General features: G+C 66.4%; 7 protein-coding genes. All 7 read left to right on the forward strand.

Annotated elements, in window-relative coordinates:
- The first annotated feature begins 21 nt into the window (after positions 1 to 21).
- The 7 genes from VGH54_RS26110 to VGH54_RS26140 all read left to right on the forward strand — a co-directional run bounded on the left by VGH54_RS26110 (position 22) and on the right by VGH54_RS26140 (position 7,374).
- Entirely contained in the window at positions 22 to 330 is a 309-nt protein-coding gene (locus VGH54_RS26110) for a PE family protein (RefSeq protein ID WP_331515039.1), read from the forward strand.
- A gap of 2 nt (positions 331 to 332) precedes the next feature.
- Entirely contained in the window at positions 333 to 1,853 is a 1,521-nt protein-coding gene (locus tag VGH54_RS26115; RefSeq protein WP_331515033.1) for a PPE family protein, read from the forward strand.
- Positions 1,853 to 3,076 carry a cupin domain-containing protein gene (locus VGH54_RS26120; protein ID WP_331515034.1) on the forward strand — a complete coding sequence of 408 codons (1,224 nt, stop codon included), beginning with the start codon at positions 1,853 to 1,855 and terminating at the stop codon, positions 3,074 to 3,076. Before VGH54_RS26115 ends, VGH54_RS26120 begins: the two co-directional genes overlap by 1 nt.
- Positions 3,077 to 4,282, forward strand: a complete 1,206-nt coding sequence (locus tag VGH54_RS26125; protein ID WP_331515035.1) for a cupin domain-containing protein — start codon at positions 3,077 to 3,079, stop codon at positions 4,280 to 4,282.
- Positions 4,282 to 5,241: a hypothetical protein gene (locus tag VGH54_RS26130; RefSeq protein WP_331515036.1), complete on the forward strand. Its 960-nt coding sequence runs from the start codon at positions 4,282 to 4,284 to the stop codon at positions 5,239 to 5,241. Before VGH54_RS26125 ends, VGH54_RS26130 begins: the two co-directional genes overlap by 1 nt.
- 115 nt (positions 5,242 to 5,356) lie before the next feature.
- A complete protein-coding gene (locus VGH54_RS26135; protein WP_331515037.1) occupies positions 5,357 to 5,665 on the forward strand; it encodes a PE family protein in 309 nt (102 codons plus the stop codon).
- 2 nt (positions 5,666 to 5,667) lie between these two features.
- The gene (locus VGH54_RS26140) at positions 5,668 to 7,374 is read left to right on the forward strand and encodes a PPE family protein (protein WP_331515038.1); all 1,707 of its coding nucleotides are present in this window, start codon (positions 5,668 to 5,670) and stop codon (positions 7,372 to 7,374) included.
- Positions 7,375 to 7,379 lie beyond the last annotated feature (5 nt).

A 7,379-nucleotide genomic window follows, 5' to 3' on the forward strand; every position in this document is an offset into this window, starting at 1 on the left:
CACGGTGACCGGAGGGCTGTCATGACATTGCGCGTCGTCCCAGAAGGCCTTGCGGCTGCCAGCGCGCGCATCGAAGGCCTCACGGCGCGGTTGGCATCTGCCCAGGCTGGCGCGGCGCCGATGATCACGGCCGTGATCCCACCTGCCGCCGACCCGGTGTCGTTGCAGACAGCGGTCGAATTCAGTCTCCGTGGTGGCCAGCATGCCGCGGTTGCCGCCCAGGGTGCCGAAGAGCTTGGTCGCTCCGGCGTCGGGGTCGCCGAGTCGGGTGCAAGCTATGCCGCAAAAGACGCCGCCGCGGCGGCGTCGTATCACGGCGTCTGGGGCTGACGATGACGGCGCCCATCTACATGGCTGCGCCGCCCGAGGTGCACTCCACGTTATTGAGCAGTGGCCCCGGGCCCGGCTCGCTACTCGAGGCTGCGGGGGCGTGGAATTCACTGAGTGCCGAATACACCTCAGTGGCTGAGGAACTCAGTTCCGTGCTGGCCGAGGTGCAGACCGGCGCCTGGCAGGGGCCGAGCGCGGAGTCTTTCGTGTCGGCATATGTCCCGTATCTGGCCTGGTTGACGAAGGCCAGCGCTGACAGCACAGTGGCGGCCGCGCAGCACGAAACCGCGGCCGCCGCCTACACTGCCGCCTTGGCGGCCATGCCGACCATGCCTGAGCTGGCCACCAACCATGTGGTGCACGGCGTGCTGCAGGCCACGAATTTCTTTGGCATCAATACGATCCCGATTGCGCTCAACGAGGCCGACTACGTCCGGATGTGGATTCAGGCGGCCACCACGATGACGACGTATCAAGCGGTATCCACCACGGCATTGGCCGCGACACCTCAGACCGATGCGGCGCCGCAGATCGTGAACTCCGCCCAGCCCGCCGATAGCCAGAGCAGCGACAGCGGAATCTTGCCGATTATCGACGACGACAGCGGCAGTCCACACGACGCGTCCTGGTATGTGAATCGGGTTTTGGAGATTACCCAGACGTTGCAACGGGATTTCTCTGAATTCTTCACCAATCCATCGCAGGCCGTACCACAGCTGTCGAGCGACATCTCGGGCTTGATCGCCGATGAGACTGGTCACCTGAGCGAATTCATCAATGCCTTCCAACCGGAACTGATCGCCGCGGCTGCTGGCGCGGCATCGACTGGCCTCGGCGCTGTTGGCGGCTTCGCCGGGCTTGCCGGGCTGGCCGGTTTAACGCAACCCGTGGCCCAGATCCCCATGCAGGTCGCCCCGCCGGTCCCGTCCGACGCAGCGCCGGCCGCCGGGGTGGCTCCGGCTGCCGCGACCGCCACGGCCCCGGCCTCGACGCCAGCGTCGGCGTTGGCGCCCGCCGCTCCGGCCGGCACCGTCGCCACTTCGGCGCCGGCAGCACCGGCTCCGCCCGCGGCGGGGCCCGGTTTTGTCCCGCCATACGCAGTGGGTCCTCCCGGCATCGGCGCGGGGTGGGGAATGGCCAGTACCGCCGGCGCGGGCGACAAACGGAAAGCCGCTGAGCCTTTTGCCGCTGCCGCGGCCGCCGCGGTGGGGTCGCGTGAGCCCCGTCGGTTACGGCGACGCCGGCGGTCGGGTCTGCGGGGGTACGCTCACGAGTTTATGGCAATGAATATCAATGTCGATCCCGACTGGGGCAGGTCGGAAAGTGGATCGACGGCGACTACTGAACGCGGTGCCGGGCCGTTGGGTTTTGCCGGCACGGCGGCCAAAAGCGGTTCGGCTGCAACGGGTTTAGCGACGCTCGCCGACGACGAATTCGGCGGCGGGCCGGTGCTGCCAATGGTGCCGGGTAGCTGGACCGCAGACCAGTCCGGCGAGGCGGACGAAGGCGGAGAGCACGACTGATGCGACAACGCTCACCGGGCGTTGACACGGAGATGTCGCTGGCCTCGTTGCTGGAGCCACTCTCCGTAAAGACCTTCCTCAACGAGATCTGGGGCAAGGACCACCGCCACATCAGCGGCGCCCGCTCCTTCGAGGCCCTCTTGCCCGGACCCTCGACGGTCGACGGGCTGCTCGAGCTGTTTCGTCACGAGCCGGCAGCGTTGCGGCTGGTACGCGGAAAAGACAAAAAGGGCCCGGATAGTTACCGGCTGGCCGATGCCACTCTCGATGTCGCGAGCGTCCGCATTGACTTTGCCGACGGCTACACCATCGTCGTGGACGGCATTGAACAGTACGTGCGGACGATCGGAACACTGGCCCGATCGCTCGAGGTGGAGCTGAATTTCCCGACGCAGGTGAACGCCTACATCACGCCACCGCAATCCACCGGCCACGTCCCGCACTACGACGACCACGACGTCTTGATCCTGCAGATTCAAGGCTCCAAGACGTGGCATCTCTACGTCGGGGCGGACCTGCCGCCACGCGAGATCCAGCGCGACCAGGACAAAGCCGTTGTCCTCGAAAGGCTTCCGACGCCAACGGATGTGCTCCTGGAAGCCGGTGACGTGCTCTACGTGCCGCGCGGCCGGGTGCACGCAGCCGAGACGCACTCCGAACCATCGATTCATCTGACCGTGGGAATTCACGCGCCGACCGTGCTGATGCTGGCTATCGGAGCGCTGTACTCGCAGAGCTTCCGCGATGACCGTCTGAATGCCCAGCTGCCGGCCCGTCATCTCGACGATGCGGAGCTGGACGCGACCGTTCGGGACTTGGTGCTGGAAGCCGTTGCGACAGTGCAGGATCCAGACGCATTGACCGACGGTGTCGGCTTACTTTCCGACGTGTTGGTCCGTCGCGGCACGTGTCCGCCGATCGGCCGGATCGCCGGCGCCGACACTGTCGACACGCAAACCCGGGTGGTGAAATACCAACCGCTGTATTCGCGGGTGAAGGCCGCCGACGGCGGAGTGACCCTGCAATTCGCCAGCTTGTCGATCAATGCCGGCGCCGACCACGCCGCCGCGCTGCGATTCGTCGCTGCGAGCACCGAGCCGTTTCACATCGGCGATCTACCCGGCCTGCGCCCCGAACAGCAGACGGATCTCGCCCGCACACTCATCGTGAGTGGATTCCTTGTCCGGTTGCCCAATGGGGGAGCTGATAGGGAACATGACTGAATGCCGCAGCGCTCATCGGGCGTCGACCCCGAATCGTCCCTGGGCTGGTTGCTGGCGCCGCTGAAAGTCGAGACCTTTCTCACCGAGATATGGGGTCAGAGTCACTACCACGTCAGCCGAAGTTCTCCGGAATACTTCGACACCATTCTCGAAGGCGCGGCCTCCGTCGATCAGCTGCTGGGGTCGTTCCGGCCGGATCTGTCCTTGGTACGGCTGGTCCGGGAGAACGACAAAAAAGAGCCATACCACTACCGACGTAGCGACGGCGGCCTAGATGTCGCGCGAATCGGCCACGATTTTGCGGACGGCTACACGATCGTCCTGGAAAGCATTCATCGATATGTACGCGCGATCGCGTCGCTGCTGCACGCCATCGAGGTCGAACTGAACTTCGCGACCCAGGTCAACGCCTACTTCACACCGCCCGAATCCCAAGGCTTCGTCCCGCATTACGACGAGCACGACGTGCTGATACTCCAGATTCGGGGATCAAAGATCTGGCACCTGTACGACGGTATCGATGTCGCACCGCGTGCGGCGCTGCGTCATGAGCCGGTCGCTGCCGACGCGCTCCCGTTGCCCGCTGACGTGCGCCTGGAAGTCGGCGACGTGCTCTATCTGCCGGGCGGCCGCGTGCACGCCGCCGAAGCGACCTCGGAGGTATCGGTCCATCTGACCGTCGGCGTGCTCGCGCCCACTCTGCTCCTGCTCGTCACCCGAGCGCTCAACTCGCTGAGCGGCTCCGACGACCGCGTCCACACCCAGCTGCCGCCGCGGTATCTCGACGACCCGGACGTGCGGGCCACGCTGGGCGTTCTTGTCCGCTACGTCGCTGAAGCCCTTGAACAGCCGAGTGCCATTTCGGCAGGCCTCGGTTCGCTCGCCGACGACCTCGTCAGGCGTGGCCAAAGCCCGCCCGTCGGACAGGCGATTACGAACGCCATCGGGATAGACGGTCAGGTCCGAGTGGTGAAGTACCAACCGCTGTTTTCGCGTGTGACCGAAACATCCGACGGCGTTGCGTTGCACTTTGCACAACTCGTGGTCAGCGCTGCCCCGGACCATGGCGAGGCGCTGCGATTTGTCTCCAAAAGCACTGAGCCCTATCGGGTTGGCGAGATCCCAGGGCTGTCTGAGGCGCAGCAGACCGAACTGGCCCGAACCCTGATCGCGAACGGGTTCCTGATCCGGCTCCCGGGCGACTGATGGAGATCGCCGACCTGGCCCGTTGGACACCGATCAGGTTCGACTTCTCGGAGCCAACGCCGACGGTCGACTGGGCGGACCTTTCCGCCGAGCGCTTCGACGAACCATTCTTCGACCAGACCGTCGCCCGGTGGGCCACCAGTCCAGCTGCCCAGCCATTGGTCAGAACCGGGCTCGATGTTTTCCTGGCGTTGGATAGCGAGCCGTCGCTTGACCCGGCGGGCATGATCTTTCACCTCTCGCGATGCGGATCGACGTTGGTATCCCGGCTCCTGGGCACACTGCCCGGCGTCGTGGCTATCGCCGAACCTTCGCCACTGAACGCGCTTCTCGGTCTCGACCCCGATCGGGTCGATGCGGCCGCACTGGTGCAGGTCGTGCGGCTTCTGGTGCGGGCGCTGGGGCGACGCCGGCACGGCGACGAACGGCACCTGGTGCTCAAGTGCACCAGCTGGAACATCCGCCGCCAGGAAATCCTGACCGCGGCCTTTCCCGATACGCCGTGGGTCTGGGTTCAGCGCGAACCGGCGCAGGTCGTGGCCTCGCTGCTGGCCAATCCGCCGGGTTGGCTCGGACTCGGGGCGGTGCCCCCGCAGACCGCGCTGCGTTTCGGCGTCGATCCCGCGGCGCTGCCGACCATGACGCGACCCGAGTTCGCCGCCCGCGCACTCGGCGCGATGCTGCTGTCGGCTGCCGCGGGCCCTGGTCGGCGGATCTGCGTCGACCATGCCGACCTGCCTGCCGCGGTGTGGGACCGGGTGGCAACGCATTTCGGGATCGACCTCGACGCCGTGGCGATTGAACGCATGACCGAACAGTCCAGGTTCTATTCGAAAGATGTTGAATCCCATCGCTTTTCAGGCGACCTGTCGGAGCATCGTCGTGTGACCGACGAGATGACCGAAGCCGCCCGGCGGTTCGCGGAGCCTGGTTATCGAATGCTGGCGTCGGATACTTAGCCCGCCGGCGTCCGACACGTGAAATCGATGTCGGCCCGTCGAGTTTCCAATCCCACTGCGGTGTGCTAAAAATGTTAATGAAAATCATGTTCATCACGGTATCCGGAGGGCTGTCATGACATTGCGCGTCGTTCCAGAAGGCCTTGCGGCTGCCAGCGCGCGCATTGGAGCAATCACGGCGCGGCTAGCCTCCGCGCAGGCAGGTTCGGCGCCGTTGATCACCGCCGTGACGCCGCCGGCCGCCGATCCGGTGTCGTTGCAGGCCGCGGCCGGGTTCAGTCTCCGTGGCGGCCAGCATGCGGCGGTTGCCGCTCAGGGTGCCGAAGAGCTTGGTCGCTCCGGCGTCGGCGTCGCCGACTCGGGTGCAGGTTATGCCGCACGCGATGCCGCCGTGGCGGCGTCGTATCACGGCGTCTGGGGCTGACGATGACGGCGCCCATCTTCATGGCCGCGCCGCCCGAGGTGCACTCAGCGTTGTTGAGCAGTGGCCCTGGGCCCGGCTCGCTGCTGGCGGCCGCGGGGGCGTGGAACTCGTTGAGCGCCGAATACACCGAAGTGGCTGAGGAAATCAGCACGGTGCTGGCCGAGGTGCAGACCGGCGCATGGCAGGGGCCCAGCGCCGAGGAATTCGTGTCGGCATATGTCCCGTACCTGGCGTGGTTGACGCAGGCCAGCGCCGACAGCGCAGCGGCGGCGACGCAGCACGAAACCGCGGCCGCCGCCTACACCGCCGCATTGGCGGCCATGCCGACCATGCCGGAGCTGGCCACTAACCACGTCGTGCACGGCGTGCTGCAGGCCACGAATTTCTTTGGGATCAATACGATTCCGATTGCGCTCAACGAGGCCGATTACGTCCGGATGTGGATCCAGGCCGCCACCACGATGAGTACCTATCAGGCGGTGTCCAGCGCGGCGGTGGCGTCGACGCCGGCAACCACGCCGGCGCCGCAAATCGTGAAATCTGACGCCGCGGCCCAGCCCACCGCGAGTGGTGATCCCTATAGCGGACTCAGCGCTGACAATCCGCTGGGGCTTCCGCAGTGGCTCCGGGACTTCCTAAACAAACTTGGTATCGGAAACTCCCCGGTTGCCCACGCCCCGAGGCTCGATTACTGGTTCGATGACCTCCTCGCGAACTACCTGCAGCAAAACTTCGGGATAAATTGGAGCCCCTCCGCGGGCACCGTCAACGGAGCCAGCTACGACTCCTATGCGGACCCAAGCCAACTGATCTATTACGTTGCTCGATCGCTCGAACTCTTTGAGGACGTCCAACAGTTCGGCACCGACCTCGTGCAAAACCCGGTGGCGGCTTTCCAATACCTCTTCAGCTGGGAGCTGTTCGACTTCCCGCTTCACATCGAGGAAGTCGCGATTTTTCTGTCGACGAATCCGGTGCTGCTGCTGCCCGTGGTCAGCGCCGCGATCGCCCCCGCCGGTGCCGGCGCTATCGGATTGGCCGGGCTGGCTGCCATTCCGCCACCGACCGCCGCTCCGGCACCCCTACCGGCCCTGCCGCCGCTGTTTACGGTCGCTGCTCCGGCTCCAGCGGTCGTGGCGTCCTCGGTCGCCCCCGGCGCACCGGCCCCGACGACGCCCGCGACGGCCGCGAGCGCACCCGCCGGACCGCCGCCGCCGACGGCACCGCCACCCCCTCCGGCCGGACCGGGCTTTGCGCCGCCGTACATCGTGGGCGGCCCCACGATGGAGTCGTGGATGAGCGCGAAGGCCAAGATGCAGGAGCCCACTACGCGCGGCGGTTCGAAGGCACCCGCGGCTGCCGCGGCAGTGGTGGCCGCCGCGCAGGAGCGGACCCGGAAGCGGGGGCGTCAGCGCGCAAAGCAGCGCGGGTATGGGGACGAGTTCATGAATATGAACGTCGAGGTCGACCCGGACTGGGCCGGACCGCGTGGTGAGGAGCCAGTCGCGTCAACGGCGGCCTCAGACCGCGGCGCGGGGCCGCTGGGATTTGCCGGGACGTCGTCGAGGGGCGCTGAGCAGGCGGCGGGGTTGGCCACGCTTCACGGCGATGAGTTCGGCGCCGGCCCGACGATGCCGATGGTGCCGGGCACCTGGGGTGCAGACCCCGAGGCGCTTGGCGATTCCGGCGACGGGCGTGATCAAACCTGACGACC

Source organism: Mycobacterium sp. (assembly GCF_036488105.1).
Classification (GTDB): Bacteria; Actinomycetota; Actinomycetes; order Mycobacteriales; family Mycobacteriaceae; genus Mycobacterium.

What these genes read in the sequence shown, in the direction of transcription:
- VGH54_RS26110 (WP_331515039.1), top strand. Translation starts at nt 22, where the DNA reads ATGACATTGCGCGTCGTCCCAGAAGGCCTTGCGGCTGCCAGCGCGCGC.
- VGH54_RS26115 (WP_331515033.1), top strand. Translation starts at nt 333, where the DNA reads ATGACGGCGCCCATCTACATGGCTGCGCCGCCCGAGGTGCACTCCACG.
- VGH54_RS26120 (WP_331515034.1), top strand. Translation starts at nt 1,853, where the DNA reads ATGCGACAACGCTCACCGGGCGTTGACACGGAGATGTCGCTGGCCTCG.
- VGH54_RS26125 (WP_331515035.1), top strand. Translation starts at nt 3,077, where the DNA reads ATGCCGCAGCGCTCATCGGGCGTCGACCCCGAATCGTCCCTGGGCTGG.
- VGH54_RS26130 (WP_331515036.1), top strand. Translation starts at nt 4,282, where the DNA reads ATGGAGATCGCCGACCTGGCCCGTTGGACACCGATCAGGTTCGACTTC.
- VGH54_RS26135 (WP_331515037.1), top strand. Translation starts at nt 5,357, where the DNA reads ATGACATTGCGCGTCGTTCCAGAAGGCCTTGCGGCTGCCAGCGCGCGC.
- VGH54_RS26140 (WP_331515038.1), top strand. Translation starts at nt 5,668, where the DNA reads ATGACGGCGCCCATCTTCATGGCCGCGCCGCCCGAGGTGCACTCAGCG.